We start from the raw sequence: 16,615 nt of genomic DNA on the forward strand, positions 1-16,615 counted from the left end.
CAATGTATCGTTAACTTACGCTAGCGGCCAATCTTGCCTCTAGGTCTTGGAACAACGGTGTACTCAAATACCTCTCACCAAAACTGGGCTGAATCATTACAATTAAACGTCCCTGATTTTCTTGACGTTGAGCAACGCGAATTGCTGCACATAAAGCTGCTCCACTGGAAATACCAGATAGTAGCCCTTCTTCTTTTGCCAAACGCCGACTGTAGGCGATCGCATCTTCATCGGTGACGGTAATCACTTCATCAATTAATTTTATCTTGAGTACTTGGGGAATAAACCCAGCACCAATTCCCTGAATTTTGTGGGGGCCTGGTCGTCCCCCAGATAAAACGGGGCTATTGGCTGGTTCAACTGCGATCGCCTTAGAATTAGGCTTACGTGCTTTAATCACTTCTGCTACACCAGCGATCGTACCACCTGTACCCACTCCTGCCACAATGATATCGACTTGTCCATCGGTATCTTCCCAGATTTCAAGCGCTGTAGTTTCCCGATGCACTTTTGCATTAGCTGGATTGCGGAACTGCTGTAACATGTAGGTATTTGGTGTAGTATTAACTATTTGCTGCGCTCGTTGAATTGCCCCACTCATACCTTCCATTCCTGGTGTTAGTTCCAGTTCTGCTCCATAAGCTCGCAACATTGCCCGACGCTCTCCACTCATGGTCTCTGGCATTGTCAAAATTAATCGATAACCCTTTGCTGCTGCTGCCATTGCTAGGGCAATACCAGTGTTTCCAGAAGTGGGTTCTACCAATACTGTCTTCCCAGGAGTAATTAGCCCCTCCTCTTGGGCAGCGTTAATCATACTTACCCCAATCCGGTCTTTAACTGATGCCGATGGGTTCATACTTTCCAGTTTCACCACAATTTCTGCAACACATCCTTCTGTTTGAGGAATCCGGTTCAACTGCACTAGGGGTGTACGACCAACAAGTTCTGTAATGTTACGAGCTATTCGCATAAATTAGTCCTTGATTATTAATTATTTGTTATTGGTCATTAGTCATCAACAAATGACCAATGACTAATGACAAATGACTCTTGACTAAATGTAGTACATGATATCTAATTGCTGCCGCGAATCTCGTTTTTCACAAAGATCCTGGAGCGTATATTTTTGCAAGACTGAATTTGCCGCGCGACTTGCTTCTTGCCAAATTTCTTCTATAACTGAACTGTCTATGCTTTTGGAATTAACGTTTTCTTCGCCAGCCCGCGCCTCTAAGCCTTCTAAACATTCCAAAATCTCAAAAAGGATGATTTTTCGGGGTTCTCGCGTTAACAGATAGCCACCTTTTGACCCACGCTGACTTTTAACTATACCGCCACGCCTCAAGGTTGCTAGTAGCTGTTCCAGATAGCGATCGGGTATATTTTGTTGTGCTGCAATTTGTCGAATTTGCAGAGGTTCGCCGCTTTCGTAATGAGCGGCCATCTCTAATAAGGCGAGAATTGCGTATTCCGATTTACAGGATAGTTCCACAAGCAGCAATAAGTTAGGGGTAAAAATTAGTTAGGAATTAGGAGTTAGGAGTTAGAACTCATTCAATTTGAATTTGAGATTTTTTCTTCAATCTCAAATCCAAAGTTCAAAATCTCAAATTGGTAGAGTTAAGATACTACGCAATATGTAGCTTTATACCGCCAACTTCTACTCAAAAAGCTCGCTCAGAAAAAGTTACTCACGGCGTAAGTCACTTGTAGAGTAGGCATTACTCTAGTCTATTCATATCAAACCCGCCATAACTCATAACTTCTAACTTTTCTATTATACTCCGGTTAACTACTGGGGTTTATCCATTATTATTACCGAAAACAAAAAACCCCGCCTAATGGCGGGGATAAATAGAGTTCAAATTTGTCAGCAGATAATCAACACTCTAGAAGGTGAAAGTTGTTCTGAGCGTACCGATAATAGCATCATCGTTATCGCTATTTTGACCAGGAGAGGTCAACCAGATGACACCAGGGGTTACAGAGATGTTATCCGACACACGATACTTGTAGAAGCCTTCAAAGTGGTAGGGTATATCATTGTTGCCACCAAAACCTGGGCGGTTAAAGGAATAGGGTTCTGCACCAGCAAAAACACCTAAAACGTTACCTTTTTTACCGAAATCAGGTAAGGCTACCCCTAAACCGTAGCTCCAAGCTTGATAATCATCACCTGCACCTGCACCTGTAACATCATGGTAAGAGACGAATCCACTAACGGAGAGTTTGTCGCTAGGTCTAAACGCAGCCGACACACCGTAGGAGTTGCTGTTAGATCGGGTTACACCTGCTGCATTACCTAAAAAGTTAGCTTGTCCAGTACCTACATCAAAAGCTCCAGTTGTTCCGTCTGTACCAGAGTCAAATAAAGCACCACTGGCACTATATGCGTGGACATAGGTAGCAGCTAAAGCCAAGCGATCGCCAACACTAAAGTTCAACTGTCCGAGAGCTGCATAGTCACCGTTGGTCAGGCCTGTACTAAGACCAGGATTATTAGCTTGTGATGCCAAGTAACCCGCAGTGATTGAGCTATTTCCCAGGATACCGCCACCTTTACCAAGGGGTACATTGAGTGCTATACCAGCACCGCCACCAATCCGATAGATAGGACTTTCAGAAGCAAAGGTAGATAAAGCGCCGTTACCACCGTCGTCAGTGTTGTCAAAAAAGTAAGGATTGTTGACAGCAGCATACTGGCTATGACGACCGCCACTAGCTGCGAGGTAAACTTGGGCTGGCCCGATGGGAGCTTCATAAGTCAAGCGGTCAATTCTGACACTGTTGTTACCATTGCCTATACCAACTTGATATGTTTGTGTGCCTTCAGCAGTACCGATCGGATTATTAACGTCATCCCTTATTGAAAAGGCTTGTGCATTACCTGCTGCCAGACGTGTATGCAAAACATCTCTACCAGTGAAGCTGGTTTGCAAGTCTAAACGTACCCGATCTTGGAAGACAGTATTGTTAGCGTCACCAGTGTTACCTCCAAATACATCACTAACGGCGAAAACGGCTTCACCGACTAGTTTTGTGGTAGTAGAGAACTGGTTTGCTTCCAATTCAGCAGTCCGCGCTTCTAGGGAATCTACGCGACCGCGTAGGGTTGCCAATTCTGCGGAAAATTCTTCTTGTAACCGTTGTAAGGTAGCTAAATCTTGTTTTGTCACCAAGTCAGCTGTTGCTGTGGCAATCAATTCGTTAACCCGATCCAAACAGGCATTCAAACCAGCAGCAAATTCATAACGGGTCAAAGCACGATTACCGCGATATGTGGAATTCGGATAACCTGCAATACAACCATAGCGCTCAACCAAGGACTGCAATGCTTGGAATGCCCAGTCAGTAGGTTGTACATCGGAAAATTGAGAAACCGATGTTACTTGAGACTGAGAATTGCCTTGGTTGCCTTCGTTGCTGTAGCGATTAACTTGATCTATGGTTGTTTGAGCTAGTATTTCTGGCTGTTGGGCAACTTCAGTTACACCTAGTTGCTTGGCTGGTGATACTTCTGTGGTTTTGCTTGGGGCCGCCATTGCTGTTGCCGAAACTAACAATGTTGCTCCCAAAACTGCTGGGCTAACCACTAAGGATTTCCATAATAGATTAGACATTTTTCCTTTACTCCTCACACCTTGTTTAGATAATTGGTTTCGTTACACCTAATTCTCGAAAATGCGACATCTCATTGAAACCTATGGATGAGGCATAGTTGTCTCTACTACAATTCTAGTTTTTGCAAAGCTAATAAACGATTAACTTTGGGTTAAAAACTGATGTGATTAACTTATGCAAAAACATATCTTTATATCATAACATTATAAAACATCCGATCTAGATGGCAATATTGGAGCGATCGCCTTAATAACTGTCACACATACTTATCTAAATATCTAAGCAGGGAGTAGAGTTTGGGTCATTCGCTCTCTACACAAGCTAAATTACTGAAGTTTTAGACACTTAGAGTTTGCGAGCGAAAATCGCTTCTTCCACTCGCTCCTAGTATAAATCTCACCCCAGTTAAAACATACTGGCTCGGCTATATAAACCGTATATTGTAGTGACTTCTTATAGTTTGGTACAAGATATTAAAAGAAATCACTTAGTTAATCTGGGAAATCACCCGTGCTACATCAAAGTCTGGCTGCGTCAATCCGCCTACATCATGTGTTGTAAGTGTAATCTTTACTTTATTGTAGGAAATCTCTATATCTGGATGATGTCGGGCTGACTCAGCCGGTTCAACTAGTTTATTGACAAACTCCATTGCTTCAATAAAATCTTTAAATGTACGGGTAATCTGCAACTTGGAATCTTGAATAGTCCAATCTGACAAAATCTTTGCCTGTTCTTGAATTTGGGCTTCGGTGAGTAGTTGTGCCATATCAAGAAATTCCTACTTTTATATTTGTTACAACATTTTGGATCTGACAAAGACAAACTCCTTTATTCTCCACACAGAAAATATGGGAGAATAAATTCAGTCAGAATTCGTGTGTCTAGATTTCAATCAGACTTGGCAGATAGACGCTATTTCTCATATTTGGTCAAACTCCAAGGTTTAACCAAGATATTTATGCTTTTTAAGAAAACTTAAATAGGTTGGCTTTGTTCGTGGCAGCCATCCCTATCTCTCTTTTAAAAGTAAGCATTGATAAAACAAAAATCACTTATAAAAAACTATCCGCCCTGATTTAGATCGGGTGATCTAAGTCAGAGCGGTCTAGCGGGTCTTCAGGTTGCAACCAGACTGCCGGAAGGAACTCCGAGCTTGCCTAGCTACTTGAGCTAACTTAGTATCTCAAAGATAACTAAGGCTAACTTTTAGAGAACAGCCCCGGCACACAGCCGGCTAACTGCAACCTGATGACCCATGCGTATACTACTTTCTATCATGGGCATCACCTCCTTGTTGCCTAAGCGGTCTTAGTCTCAAAAGGGCAGAGAATTTACTCTGGGTTTATAACCTTCATCTAACATAACACATAAATTTAGAGATATTAACCAATATATAAAAAATCTCCCACCTTTTTGATGGGAGATTACTAGAGATAGTGAAAATTGACACTTTATTGGTTGATTACAAGGAGATTATTTTATCTGGGTGTGCCAATTTTCGCCAACCACAACCTTAACTGAGGTCATGGTCAAATTTGAATTCTTAGAGAGCGTTACCGCGAGGTAGAACTTCTTCAGGGAATACAAATTGTTCGTGGGGTTGATCTTGAGGAGCCATCCAAGCGCGGATACCCTCGTTGAGCAAAATGTTTTTGGTATAGAAGGTTTCAAACTCCGGGTCTTCCGCCGCCCGTAATTCTTGGGAGACGAAATCGTAAGCCCGCAGGTTGAGTGCTAAACCGACGATGCCGACGGCACTCATCCACAAGCCTGTAACTGGCACGAACAACATAAAGAAGTGCAACCAGCGCTTGTTAGAGAAAGCAATCCCGAAAATCTGTGACCAGAAACGGTTTGCTGTCACCATTGAGTAGGTTTCTTCCGACTGGGTTGGATTGAAGGCGCGGAAGGTGTTAGCACCATCACCGTCTTCAAACAAGGTATTTTCGACTGTGGCACCGTGAATGGCGCACAGTAGCGCACCACCCAATACACCCGCAACACCCATCATGTGGAAGGGGTTGAGTGTCCAGTTGTGGAACCCTTGCAGGAATAGTAGGAACCGGAAAATTGCAGCCACCCCAAAGCTGGGTGCAAAGAACCAGCTAGATTGTCCCAAGGGGTACATCAGAAATACGCTGACGAATACTGCAATCGGAGCTGAGAAAGCCAGAGCGTTGTAAGGACGTATTCCTACTAAACGGGCAATTTCAAATTGCCGCAACATGAAGCCGATCAAACCGAAGGCTCCGTGTAGGGCAACGAATGGCCACAACCCACCCAGTTGGAACCAACGGGTGAGGTCGCCTTGGGCTTCTGGACCCCACAACAGCAGTAGGGAATGTCCCATGCTGTCGGCGGGGGTGGATACTGCTACTGTTAGGAAATTACAGCCTTCTAAGTAGGAAGAGGCTAATCCGTGGGTGTACCAAGAGGTGACGAAGGTGGTGCCGGTCAGCCAACCGCCTAGTGCTAGGAAGGCGCAGGGGAATAATAGTATCCCTGACCAACCTACGAATACGAAGCGATCGCGCTTGAGCCAGTCGTCTAGAACGTCAAACCACCCTCTACTGGGCGCACGTCCAACTGCGATGGTCATTAGAGCAAATCTCCAAATGTTTATAAGTACAGGTTGTATCTGTATTATAGATGGCGATATTAAGGCCTTCCATAAGCAGAAAGTTAACCAGGTTGTTAACCAAGTTTACAATTTTTTACACACCTTTAATTATATTAGGTGTAAATTGCTAATTTTTCTAGGGGTTTTCTCATAAAATTTATTTTTTGATTCAGATGAGGTGATAAATGGGGAGTAGGGAATAGGGAATCAGAAGCAGAGAGGCAGAGAGGCAAAGGAGCAATGGATCGAAGAAATAACTAATGCCCAATGCCCACTTGTCCTAAGCGGAGTCGTTCGCGTAGCGTCTCGCAGAGAAGGGATGCCCAATCCTCATTTCCCTAGAATCACTCAGCTGACGCTAAAATGAGTCCACAGTTAAATTTGATTATTGCTAAATGTTTACCATCGATTTAAGCATCAGAAACACTGCTTTCCCAATCTCAGTACAACGTAAGTCAGCAGAGGATGCTGAGGCTGTCTATCAGCTAATTTTGGCAGCAATCCGTTCTGGGAACCCTGACATTGTAGAACTCAAATGCGAAGGCAAGACAGAGAAAAAAATTGCTGTCCGCGCTAGTGAAATTTCTGGGGTGCAGATTGTTCAGAAAGATGGTACAACCCCAGGTGGTGGCAGACCACCTGGCTTTTTTGCCGTAGCTGCTGAGTAACCAAGGTTGACAAATGGCTCAAGTGGGCATTGAGGTCAAGGATTTAAATTTCAGTTGGCCGAATGGAGAAAAAGTTATCAAATCTTGCTCTTTAGAAGTACCCAAGGGTGAGTTTTGGATGCTCTTAGGTACAAATGGCAGCGGAAAATCTACTTTACTGAGACTGCTGGCGGGGTTATTAGCTCCTGAATCTGGCGAAATTCGGGTTTTGCAACCCGTTGGCTTTGTCTTCCAAAATCCAGATCATCAACTGGTGATGCCAACTGTTGGTGCTGATGTGGCTTTTGGATTGGTGGAAGAAAAGTTGCCGCCTGCTGCTACCAGAGCAAGAGTTGAGGAGGCGCTTGGAGCGGTGAATTTGCTTACATTGCAACGACGCCCTATTTATGCACTCTCTGGGGGACAAAAACAGCGAGTCGCGATCGCCGGTGCGATCGCCCGTCGCTGTGAAGTCTTATTATTAGATGAACCCACTGCCTTACTAGATCCAGATAGCCAGCTGGATTTAGTTGCTGGTGTCCGCCGCCTTGTCAAAAGTCGAGGTATTACAGCCCTATGGGTGACACATCGATTAGATGAGTTGAATTATTGTGACGGCGCTTTCTTGCTAGAAAAAGGCTCTCTGGTAGATAGTGGTGAAGCCGAACGTCTCAAACAACGTCTGATGGAGGTACACAGCGAAGCCTCTTAATTAAGTGCTGAGTGCTAAGTAAAATTCATTGCATTTCGCATTCCTGAATAATACTAACTAGAACTCTAACGCGCCTTTTAAATAAAGGCGCGTTTTAAGTTGGTGCGTCTATCTGAAGTTTGAGTTTTGTGAGGCTGCCGTATTTTTTGTTTTATGTAACATAGTGTTACAGACTATGCATCAATTATTATAAAACTTATGAATGAATTTTGTTAACTCTAGAAAATTGTGATTAAAAACCATGCCCCGTTCCTTACTCCAAGCCGTTTTGTTAGTGGACGGCTACAATATAATAGGCGCTTGGCCTTGCCTTAAAAAAACGCGTGATAGCGTTGGATTAGAGGCCGCACGGGGCGAACTTGTGGAAGCAATGACTGGTTATAGTGCGTTTCAAGGTTACACAACTCAGATAGTTTTTGATGCCCAATATCAAAACACCTCTAGTAATAAAGAAATTATTACTGAGCTTTTATCTGTTTATTACACTGATTTTGGGCAAACCGCAGATACTTATATTGAAAAATCCTGCGCTTCTTTTCGCCACCAAATAGCCCAATCTTTGATTTCTCGTGTGATTGTTGCTACATCAGATCGGGCACAGCAGTTGATGATACAAGGGTATGGGGCTGAATGGTTGTCAGCACAACAACTCTGTGGCGAAGTGGAAGCCACTGTCTGCCGGATGCGACAGAAGTATCATACGCGCAAACAATCTAAGAGTCGGTTTTTAGCTAATGGCATTGATGCTAAGGCGCGGCAGCGTCTGGCTGAATTACGAATGGGATTGTAGTAGATATTTAGTATCTAAGAGTCTCTGCTTAAATTCTTGAATAGATTTTGGCTGCAAAATTTCTATAAATTAACTATCTAAAAAAAAATATTGGCGAAAGTACTTGCCAAATACTATTTTTAGCCCTAAGATTATAAATCGTGAGCGTTCCTCAGTAGCTCAGTGGTAGAGCGATCGACTGTTAATCGATTGGTCGCTGGTTCGAATCCAGCCTGGGGAGTTTAGCAATTTTGGATTTTAAATTTTGGATTCTAGATTATCCATGAGAGACTTATGGTCGCTTGACTCGACTGTGACGTTTCTGAATCATGGGTCTTTTGGTGCTTGTCCTAAACAAGTGCTGGAGTTTCAACAACGTTTGCGATCGCAACTCGAACATGAACCTTTGCGCTTTTTTGTTAGGGAATGGGAACCTCTGCTAGACGATGCCAGAAGTAAGCTAGCGGCCTTTGTAGGTGCTGATGTGCAGGATTTGGTATTTGTCCCCAATGCGACGACTGGCGTTAATTCGGTGTTAAGGTCGCTGACGTTTTCACCAGAGGACGAAATACTTACAACTAACCACGAATATAATGCTTGCCGCAATGCACTTGATTTTATTGCCAGTCGCACTGGTGCGCGGGTGGTGGTGGCAAAAGTTCCTTTCCCTATTGACTCGCCACAGCAAGTAATCGCAGCAGTAATTGAGCGAGTTTCACCAAAAACCCGATTAGCACTTTTGGATCATGTTACCAGCCAGACAGGGCTAATTTTCCCGATTCAAGAGTTGGCGAAGGAGTTGCAACAACGGGGTGTAGATACATTGGTCGATGGGGCACATGCGCCTGGAATGATTTCTCTCGATTTGCGAGAGATTGACGCAACTTATTACACGGGGAATTGTCATAAATGGCTGTGTGCGCCCAAGGGGGCAGCATTTTTGTATGTGCGACGAGATAAACAGTCAGAAATTCGTCCTCTGACAATTAGCCACGGGACAAATTCGCCACGCACTGATAAAAGCCGCTTTCAGTTGGAATTTGACTGGACAGGTACAGACGATCCTACAGCTTATATGTGTGTGCCAGAAGCGATCGCTTTTATGGGTTCGTTGCTACCTGGTGGGTGGACAGAATTAATGCAGCAAAATCATCAGCTAGTGTTGCAGGGAAGACGGCTACTTTGTGAAGGGCTGGAAGTGCAACCGCCTTGTCCAAAGGAAATGATTGGTTCAATGGCGGTTGTGCCAATGCCTACGATATTGGAAAACCGCGATTTTTTGGCTTTACATGATGAGTTGTTTGATAAGTTTGGTATTCAAGTGCAGGTGATGCCGGGCAGGAAAAACCTCGGCTGTTGGTAAGGATTTCGGCGCAGATTTACAATACTTTTGAGCAGTATGAGTATTTGGCAAAGGTTTTAAAGGGGTTGCTCTCAGGTTAATCTATAGCGCTTCTCGGTTTTTGTAAGTTATAAGAACCCCACCCCCAACCCCCTCCCCGCAAGCGAGGAGGGGGCTATGATGATGTACTTTATCTGATTAGGAACTGCTATAGTTTCAGGGAAGTGGCGATCGCATCAAGGGTCTGTTTTGCACTAAGTGCTATTCTTTTAAGTGATTGCACTTAAATTGCTGAAACTAGGATAACGCTTTACATGGCTTCTGGAGCTATGCCTTCTAATCCTTTTGTGGCTGCGGGGATGATTGAAGATCCCAGGCTGTTTGTCGGTCGTAAAGATGAATTACACGCGATCGCATCTCGGATGAAGGGCGATCAGCCTACAAGTATCAATATAGTTGGTGAGAAGCACATTGGTAAATCTTCGTTGCTGTATTATTTCGTTCGGACTTGGGAGCAGCGAGGATTAGACGCGAACCGTTATGTGGTTATTTACCTATCGTTACGGGGCGTAGATTGCCAAACTGAAACGGGTTTCTATGAAGCTATAGCTGAAGGTTTACTTAATCACGTTCAAAGATGGCAACAACGCAGTCTGCAAAATCCTTGGAAGACTAAACTGCTTAATCGTCAAGCATTTTCAGATGCGATTAAGGAATGGAAACAGCAAGGAAAGCTACCCGTCCTCTGTCTGGATGATTTTGAAAGCCTTTTGAAATATCCAGATAAATTTGATAATGGATTTTATGACAATTTGCGATCGCTAATGGATAATAGCAACGCCTTGATGGTAGTAGTGGCTTCCCGTGAACGACTGGATGTTTATGCTGAAAGGTATCACTTCCCCTCTGGTTTTTTCAATATTAATCACACTATTTTTTTGAAAGAATTAGCTACAGATGAGGCTATTGAACTGTCGCGCTTACCAACTCGGTCTACAAATGGTGCTGCTTTGAGTGTAGACGAACAGAATCATGCCCAGCAATGGGGCGATCGTCATCCTTATAAGTTGCAATTGGCTGGTTATTATTTGTGGGAAGCACGTCAACAAGGTAAAGCAATTAAGTGGGCGAAACAGCAGTTTGAACAACAGCTTGCAAATCCTAAATCCAAAGTAAAAGGACAAGGATGGCAATTATGGCTGCATTGGTTAGTTTGGGATTTACCAGTGCGTCTGGGTAGAATAGCCAAGTTCATTGGTGGGGCTGTTGATGATGTGAGCAACTGGATTATTGGGATGGTAATTCTGCTTTTGCTCGTTTTGGTTTTGGTGGGTGTGCTGCACTGGAATGAAGTTTGGGATTTTGTGCGTGACAAGTTGGGGATAAAGTAGCCATGAGTAACACGTCCCCAGCATCAGGCTTTTGGACTTATGTGATTGAATGTGTGCGCCTTCTGTATTGGATATACTTCAAGCCTTTTACCTTTGAACGTTGGCTGCGTGATATCCATCCAAAATTGAAGCCGACAAACGACCCCTTTGCCAAATGGGCTGAGTTTCTTCATACTAACCACCGCCTGCGTCGCTATGCAGGGCAAGTTTGGTGGCTAACAGCTGTAGTGCCAATGGTTGCTGTATTGCTAATAGCACCAATTTACACCCTGGTTAGTGGTGAGTCATTTAAATGGTTCACAAGCGGTGTTATTTTAGTAGGCTGGTTTATAGGAAGGGTTCTAGACCGTGGTGGCAATAAAAATAAAGTAGTTATTTTCCTGGTTCCTGCCCTGATCATATTTTTGGCAATTCGATTTTTATCAGGCGTGGCGTTTGACGTGGCGGTAGGCGTGGCGGTAGGTGTGGTGTTCGGTGTGGCGTTCGGTGTGGCGGTAGGCGTGGCGGTAGGCGTGGCGTTCGGCGTGGCGTTCAGCATAGCGGTAGGCGTGGCGTTCGGCGTGGCGTTCAGCATAGCGGTAGGCGTGGCGGTAGGCGTGGCGGTAGGCGTGGCGTTCAGCGTGGTGATAGGCGTGGTGTTAGGCGTGGTGTTCAGCGTCACGTTCAGCGTCACGTTTGGCGTAGCGGTAGGCGTGGCGTTCGGCGTGGCGTTTTTTCTTGGTGTGTTGCGGGTTTACTTTTGGTTGCCAGAATTAGTGTGGATACTCACTCTCTTCTTTGTTTCTTCCAATGGCAAGCAGGTAAATTGTTTAAGATACCTGCCACCCCGTTTTGATGAACTTATTATTTTGCCATTGCCTTTCATGGATCAGATGATTGTAGAGGCTTATCGAAACAACCCATCTGCTGCCCGTGAAACTATTGATTACCTAATCGCTTCCACCAACCAGCAAAAAGTTGCAGTAAAGGCAATTGCTGGTATTGCTATCGATATTCTCAATCGTTGTCAGACGTTGGGAGATATTGTAGACGTTGCCAACGAACTAGCGTGGATTCCCTCAACTCCACCAAAAGAACTTGGCATTGTGCTACCCCAATTTTTGGATATTAGCCAGAGTGTACGAGCATCACAGGAAGCAACTTCCCCTTATCGTCAGTATGAGTTACTAAATACTCCCATCAATGCATTGAAAGAACTGAAGAACAGTCTGGTTTTTGGGAAAAATGCTTTGGTGGCTACTATGTTTGGTAGTGTAGCCGAACGCTGGCTGACGATTCTAGAAACGGCGCAGCGCACTATTGAAGAACAAGCACAGCAATCACAAGAAATTCGACAAGTTTATATTGCTGGTAATTCACTAGATCCCGAAACAGCCAAGAATCGTTTCAAAGGGCGAATCGATATATTTCGGGAAATTGAAACTTTGGTACTTTCAGAACCGCCGCCAGTGTTGTTACTCTATGGTGGGCGTAGAACAGGGAAAACCTCAGCACTGAAATATCTACCGTACAAAATTGGAGCAAGTATCATACCTTTGCTGGTAGATTTACAAGGTGCAGCATCAGCTACAACGCTTAAGGGATTGGCAGAAAATCTAGCCAAACAAATTACTGAAGCTGCACGGCAACTACCCCGCAGAGTATACTTACCAAATCCAGATGCCAGTAGACTAGCTGAAGATCCATTTCCAGCACTGCAAACTTGGCTAACAGAAATAGAACGCCGCAATCCTGGTAAGCGATTTCTCTTGTGTCTAGATGAATATGAGTGCTTGGGTGAGGTAGTGGAAGCAACAAATAGCCGTGTACCGCTCAACTTTATTCGTAACCTGCTGCAACACCAACGCAAGTGGATTCTACTTTTTAGTGGTTCGCATGAGTTATCTGAACTTCCCGCTTATTGGAGTGACTATCTAATTAACACCCGTGCTTTGCGAATGACTTACTTGCAAGAGTCAGAAGCCCGCGATTTGATTCGACAGCCAGTGGAGAACTTCTGCAATATCTATGAACCAATTGCTGTAGATGCAATTATCCAAGTTACTCACTGTCAGCCTTTTCTTGTTCAGTTGGTGTGTTACGAGTTGGTGGAGTCGCTAAACCGCGATATCAGAAGAAACAGGCGAGAAGCAGATACAGCAAAAGCAACTGTACAAGATGTTAAAAAAATTATTCCTGTTGTGCTGGAGCGAGGGGATCAGTATTTTCAGGAATTATGGAAAAGTTTAGCAGAGAGCGATCGCTCTCTCCTACGCCGGATAATCTACGGGGAAACTCCCACACAGCAGGACAAAGGTGTTATCCGCAAACTAACGCGAAAAGAAATCTTGACTCCAGAAGGCAATGCTTTTCAAGTGCCTTTGGTGCAAAAGTATATAGAACAGTTGCTAGAAGAAGAGTAATATAACAGTCCTATAGTGGTTCTCGCTTGGGTGCAGCAGTACATTTTTGACCTCTCTCCAAACCTCTCTCCTAAAAGGAGAGAGGCTTTGAATCTTACTCCCCAACGCTAGAAGGGAAGGGGCTGGGGGTTAGGTCTGTATTCCATGCAAATGTCGCTACAGTCATGATGCAAGTTACTACAGCCTGTGAGAAACACGAAAACGTCAAAGCAGAAGTTGCTACAGCTTGCATGAAACACGGAAACGTCAAAGCAGAAGTTGCTACAGCTTGCGCGAAACACGGAAACGTCAAAGCAGAAGTTGCTACAGCTTGCGCAAAACACGGAAACGTTAAAGCAGAAGTTGCTACAGCTTGCGCGAAACACGGAAACGTCAAAGCGGAAGTTACTACAGGGAAGGCAGAAGTTGCTACAGACACGACAAATGTCGCTATCGTTGCAGCTTTGGGCTGTAGTAGCTTTTTATAGCAGTTGAAATATAGTTTAGAACATAAACCGATCGTAAAACGCCGACATCAAGACACTTGCAAGCCTATTGCCTATTGCCCATTGCCTGTTCCCTGCTATAAATTCAAATTAACTATGAAATATCACAGTCAGTAGAGGCAGGAACGCCAACAGAAAGCCATGCCAAGATTGTAATTGAGCTTCTGGGGTTGGTTCTGGTGGTGCTAATAAAGCTTCTACTCTTTGTTCTAAACGATCTGCACCAGAGGAACCTAAGGCAGCACAGCAAATTTCCGATAAGACGGGGCCGCTACTAACCACTAATAAAAGTGATTCTGCTAGCACTAGAGGGTCTACTTGCAATGCTGCATAACCATCGGCACGGAGTTCGCGCAAAGCTAACAATTCTTCCCACAAAGGCTCTGTATTTGGCAACCATGCTGTGCAAGAACGCACCCAACCCAGCCAGAAAAACCAGAACGTATCCCTGTAATGGTGATGCCCTTGCTCATGGGCTAAGACGCTTTCTAAATGAGCAGGTGAGAGAGTTTGCACTAATCCTTGGCTAACCACTAATTCTGGTTGCCAAAAACCGATTTGACCTGCAAACAACGCGCCCGTTTGCAGCAGTCTGGCTCGTCTATCGCCAACATTCACTAAAGGACAGTTACGGGCAGATTCTACAGATTGCCAACCCTGGAAGGCAAGTTTAATGCATGAAATGGCAAAAAATGCCAAATAAATTAATGCTAGTAAATAGCTAATTGAGCCTGTATACATTCCGCCCATTTGTCCTTGAGGCCCCATGAACAGCACAGCGATCGCAGTCATGAAAATTAGCAAGGGCGGGAAGAGAAACAAAAATAGCGATCGCTGCCACCGCCGACTCCAATTGCCTTGGCGTTGATTCCAAGAGGATCTTAACCACCAGGCAACTGCCAAAGCATTCAAAATCATTATCAGATGCATCATTGTTCCTCCCTGGCTTGGCGTGCAGATTGAATACGTTTAGCGATCGCTGCTATTTGTTCGCTAGCTGCTTCATCTAAGCTATCAGCAAAGGCAGCAACAACATCGGGGTTCCCCACTGCGAGAAATCGCTGTAACTGCTCGTGAGCTTTGATGACTTCTGATTGTTGCTTACTCAGCATTGGCCGCCAATAGAATGCCCGCTCCTTTTTGTCGCAGGCCAGCCAACCTTTATCAGTGAGGCGACGTAAGACGGTGGTGACAGAAGTATACGCTAATTCGCGGTTGGGATCGGCGAGGATGCGATCGTGTACATCCTTGACTGTGGCTGAACCAAGTTCCCAGATAATATTTAAAATTTCTGCTTCCAACGGGCCTAAAGATAGCTGTTTAGGGCGGTAGTCGGGTAAAGGTGCCATAGCAATTTCAATGGGGAGTGGGGAGTGGGAGAGACGCGATTAATTGCGTCTGTACTGGGGAGTAGGGAATGAGTAAATATTTGTCCCTTTGGGTTGTAGCCTTATAACTGTAACTTTTTCCCCATTTAGAAGGTCTGTTCTTGTTTTAGATTACAAGATAGTGCAGCAAGTCTGAAAGTCTAAAAGCATAAAATGCGCTTTTTGAGTATTTATTAGGGATTGAAAATTGGGCATCGGGCATTGGGCATAAGAGGCATAAGAGGCAGAGGGGCAGAGGTGCAGAGGCGCAGAGGGGAAAAACTTTCTTCAACTTCTCCTCTGCTCCCCTGCTCCCCTGCTCCCCTGCCCCCTTGTCTCCCCTGCCCCCATCTATGTATTGAATGAGATACATTTTGTATTTTGATGATAAAAAATTTTCCTGGAGGAATTGTCACTATAGTTAGTGACACCAACTAGGTAGAATGTTATTTTCGGCAGTAGTATTAAAACAGGTGTATCCAGCCCGTGAAGTTATTCGTATACCACACTCCTGAATTGACTCCAACGGATAAAGCGCCAGAATGTGCGATCGCAGTCGATGTCTTGCGAGCTACTAGCACAATTGCGACTGTCTTGGCATCTGGAGGCGAAGCTGTACAAGTATTCAGCGATTTAGATCGGTTAATTGAAGTTAGCGAAAAATGGCCCCCTGAAAAACGTTTGCGGGCTGGAGAACGCGGCGGTGCGAAAGTAGCTGGTTTTGAGTTGGGTAACTCTCCCCTCGACTGCACACCAGAATTAGTAGAAGGGCGGCGTTTATTTATCAGCACTACAAATGGCACTCGTGCTTTACAACGAGTACAAGATTCCCCAAACGTCTTAGCAGCAGCCTTGATTAACCGGGCGGCGGTGGTGCAATTTCTTTTAGATAAGCAACCAGAGACAGTGTGGATTGTCGGTTCCGGTTGGGAAGGTAGTTTTTCTTTAGAGGATACAGTTTGTGCGGGTGCGATCGCTCATAGTATTTTGCAACAAAGCAACTTGTTACCTGAAGAACTCGCTGGTAACGATGAAGTAATTAGTGCGATCGCTCTTTACTCTCAATGGCAAAATAACTTATTAGGATTACTTCACCAAGCGAGTCACGGCCAACGATTGTTGCGTCTTGACTGTCACGAAGATTTAAAATATTGTTCCCAAACTGATATTTTAGATGTCTTGCCCATACAACATGAAACGGGAGTATTAAAAAGTCAAAAGAAATAGGGAATAGGGAGCAGGGGAGCAGGGGA

General features: G+C 44.5%; 14 protein-coding genes, 1 tRNA gene and 1 pseudogene. 9 read left to right on the forward strand and 7 right to left on the reverse strand.

Going from position 1 to position 16,615, the window contains the following annotated elements:
- Positions 1-10 precede the first annotated feature (10 nt).
- The 5 genes from cysK to psbD all read right to left on the reverse strand — a co-directional run bounded on the left by cysK (position 11) and on the right by psbD (position 6,226).
- Entirely contained in the window at positions 11-973 is a 963-nt protein-coding gene (cysK, locus tag RMY64_RS00185) for a cysteine synthase A (protein ID WP_322698984.1), read from the reverse strand.
- 84 nt (positions 974-1,057) lie between these two features.
- Positions 1,058-1,495: an Rrf2 family transcriptional regulator gene (locus RMY64_RS00190; RefSeq protein ID WP_322685871.1), complete on the reverse strand. Its 438-nt coding sequence runs from the start codon at positions 1,493-1,495 to the stop codon at positions 1,058-1,060.
- A gap of 397 nt (positions 1,496-1,892) precedes the next feature.
- Entirely contained in the window at positions 1,893-3,623 is a 1,731-nt protein-coding gene (locus RMY64_RS00195) for an iron uptake porin (RefSeq protein ID WP_322674021.1), read from the reverse strand.
- Positions 3,624-4,111: 488 nt separating this feature from the next.
- Entirely contained in the window at positions 4,112-4,393 is a 282-nt protein-coding gene (locus tag RMY64_RS00200; RefSeq protein ID WP_322674022.1) for a 4a-hydroxytetrahydrobiopterin dehydratase, read from the reverse strand.
- Positions 4,394-5,170: 777 nt separating this feature from the next.
- Positions 5,171-6,226, reverse strand: a complete 1,056-nt coding sequence (gene psbD, locus RMY64_RS00205) for a photosystem II D2 protein (photosystem q(a) protein) (protein WP_322694081.1) — start codon at positions 6,224-6,226, stop codon at positions 5,171-5,173.
- A gap of 416 nt (positions 6,227-6,642) precedes the next feature.
- Between psbD and RMY64_RS00210 the strand changes: the two genes are divergently transcribed.
- From RMY64_RS00210 to RMY64_RS00245, 8 genes and pseudogenes are all read left to right on the forward strand, one after another.
- Positions 6,643-6,915 carry a hypothetical protein gene (locus RMY64_RS00210; protein ID WP_012410874.1) on the forward strand — a complete coding sequence of 91 codons (273 nt, stop codon included), beginning with the start codon at positions 6,643-6,645 and terminating at the stop codon, positions 6,913-6,915.
- Positions 6,916-6,928: 13 nt separating this feature from the next.
- On the forward strand, positions 6,929-7,606 hold the full coding sequence (locus RMY64_RS00215; protein WP_094352150.1) for an ABC transporter ATP-binding protein: 678 nt from the start codon (positions 6,929-6,931) through the stop codon (positions 7,604-7,606).
- Positions 7,607-7,847: 241 nt separating this feature from the next.
- Positions 7,848-8,396, forward strand: a complete 549-nt coding sequence (locus RMY64_RS00220) for an NYN domain-containing protein (protein WP_322669865.1) — start codon at positions 7,848-7,850, stop codon at positions 8,394-8,396.
- Positions 8,397-8,544: 148 nt separating this feature from the next.
- Positions 8,545-8,616: transfer RNA gene (locus tag RMY64_RS00225), tRNA-Asn, on the forward strand.
- A 42-nt stretch (positions 8,617-8,658) separates the two neighbouring features.
- A pseudogene (locus RMY64_RS00230) lies at positions 8,659-9,818 on the forward strand (aminotransferase class V-fold PLP-dependent enzyme).
- Positions 9,819-10,046: 228 nt separating this feature from the next.
- Positions 10,047-11,108, forward strand: coding sequence for an ATP-binding protein (locus RMY64_RS00235; RefSeq protein ID WP_322698985.1), 1,062 nt, complete (start codon positions 10,047-10,049; stop codon positions 11,106-11,108).
- A gap of 2 nt (positions 11,109-11,110) precedes the next feature.
- On the forward strand, positions 11,111-13,510 hold the full coding sequence (locus RMY64_RS00240) for an AAA family ATPase (RefSeq protein WP_322698986.1): 2,400 nt from the start codon (positions 11,111-11,113) through the stop codon (positions 13,508-13,510).
- Positions 13,511-13,674: 164 nt separating this feature from the next.
- Positions 13,675-13,977: a hypothetical protein gene (locus RMY64_RS00245; protein ID WP_322698987.1), complete on the forward strand. Its 303-nt coding sequence runs from the start codon at positions 13,675-13,677 to the stop codon at positions 13,975-13,977.
- Between the two features lie 108 nt (positions 13,978-14,085).
- Here the strand turns inward: RMY64_RS00245 and RMY64_RS00250 are convergent, their stop codons facing one another.
- The gene (locus RMY64_RS00250) at positions 14,086-14,925 is read right to left on the reverse strand and encodes a M56 family metallopeptidase (RefSeq protein WP_322699082.1); all 840 of its coding nucleotides are present in this window, start codon (positions 14,923-14,925) and stop codon (positions 14,086-14,088) included.
- The gene (locus RMY64_RS00255) at positions 14,925-15,344 is read right to left on the reverse strand and encodes a BlaI/MecI/CopY family transcriptional regulator (RefSeq protein ID WP_292721488.1); all 420 of its coding nucleotides are present in this window, start codon (positions 15,342-15,344) and stop codon (positions 14,925-14,927) included. The genes RMY64_RS00250 and RMY64_RS00255 overlap by 1 nt, the downstream gene beginning before the upstream one ends.
- Positions 15,345-15,848: 504 nt before the next feature.
- On the opposite strand from RMY64_RS00255, the gene RMY64_RS00260 reads away from it, so the two are divergent.
- The gene (locus RMY64_RS00260; protein ID WP_322698988.1) at positions 15,849-16,589 is read left to right on the forward strand and encodes a 2-phosphosulfolactate phosphatase family protein; all 741 of its coding nucleotides are present in this window, start codon (positions 15,849-15,851) and stop codon (positions 16,587-16,589) included.
- Positions 16,590-16,615: the final 26 nt, after the last annotated feature.

The organism is Nostoc sp. DedQUE08, from assembly GCF_034530895.1.
Lineage (GTDB): Bacteria > Cyanobacteriota > Cyanobacteriia > Cyanobacteriales > Nostocaceae > Nostoc.

Bases quoted from the DNA above. Each gene is read 5' to 3' on its own strand.
- RMY64_RS00195 (WP_322674021.1), bottom strand. From the start codon at position 3,623: ATGTCTAATCTATTATGGAAATCCTTAGTGGTTAGCCCAGCAGTTTTG.
- psbD (WP_322694081.1), bottom strand. From the start codon at position 6,226: ATGACCATCGCAGTTGGACGTGCGCCCAGTAGAGGGTGGTTTGACGTT.
- cysK (WP_322698984.1), bottom strand. From the start codon at position 973: ATGCGAATAGCTCGTAACATTACAGAACTTGTTGGTCGTACACCCCTA.
- RMY64_RS00220 (WP_322669865.1), top strand. From the start codon at position 7,848: ATGCCCCGTTCCTTACTCCAAGCCGTTTTGTTAGTGGACGGCTACAAT.
- RMY64_RS00245 (WP_322698987.1), top strand. From the start codon at position 13,675: ATGATGCAAGTTACTACAGCCTGTGAGAAACACGAAAACGTCAAAGCA.
- RMY64_RS00210 (WP_012410874.1), top strand. From the start codon at position 6,643: ATGTTTACCATCGATTTAAGCATCAGAAACACTGCTTTCCCAATCTCA.
- RMY64_RS00250 (WP_322699082.1), bottom strand. From the start codon at position 14,925: ATGCATCTGATAATGATTTTGAATGCTTTGGCAGTTGCCTGGTGGTTA.
- RMY64_RS00215 (WP_094352150.1), top strand. From the start codon at position 6,929: ATGGCTCAAGTGGGCATTGAGGTCAAGGATTTAAATTTCAGTTGGCCG.
- RMY64_RS00240 (WP_322698986.1), top strand. From the start codon at position 11,111: ATGAGTAACACGTCCCCAGCATCAGGCTTTTGGACTTATGTGATTGAA.
- RMY64_RS00235 (WP_322698985.1), top strand. From the start codon at position 10,047: ATGCCTTCTAATCCTTTTGTGGCTGCGGGGATGATTGAAGATCCCAGG.
- RMY64_RS00255 (WP_292721488.1), bottom strand. From the start codon at position 15,344: ATGGCACCTTTACCCGACTACCGCCCTAAACAGCTATCTTTAGGCCCG.
- RMY64_RS00200 (WP_322674022.1), bottom strand. From the start codon at position 4,393: ATGGCACAACTACTCACCGAAGCCCAAATTCAAGAACAGGCAAAGATT.